1 protein-coding gene is annotated in these 425 nt (G+C 54.8%); it reads right to left on the bottom strand.

Features of this window, described 5'->3' with window-relative positions:
• Positions 1-425 (bottom strand): hypothetical protein (locus KH400_RS29740; RefSeq protein WP_217228077.1); only part of this gene is annotated, 425 nt, incomplete at both ends.

Genomic DNA, 425 nt, shown 5'->3' with positions numbered 1-425 from the left:
CCCCCCCCCTTTTCTTTTTTCTTCTTTCCTTCCTTCTTTTTCCCCCCCTTCTCTCTTTCCTTTCCTTCCCCTCCTTCCCCCTCTCCTCCCTTTCTTCCTCCTTCTTCTCCCTTTCTCCCTCTTCCCTCTTCTTTTCTCCTTCTTCCCTTCTTTCTTCTTTCTTTCTCCCTCCTTTCCTCCCCCCTTCTCCTCCTCCTTCCCTCCTCCTCCTCCCCTCCCCCCTCTTCTCTCCCCTCCTCTCCCTCCCTCCCCCTTCCCCCCTCTCCTTCCCCCCCCTCCCCTCCCCCCCTCTTCCCCTCCCTTTTTTCCCCTTTTCCCTTCCCTCTTTCTCCTCCTCCCTCCTCTTTTCTCCTTCCTCTTCCTTTTCCTTTCTTCTTTTCTTCCTCCTTCTTCTTTTTTTTCCTCCCCCCCCTCTCTCCTTTTCC

Origin of the sequence: Desertibacillus haloalkaliphilus (assembly GCF_019039105.1) — a bacterium.
GTDB lineage: Bacteria > Bacillota > Bacilli > Bacillales > KJ1-10-99 > Desertibacillus > Desertibacillus haloalkaliphilus.
Note: the sequence above shows the minus strand (reverse complement) of the source record. Positions and strands in the feature narration are given on the sequence as shown.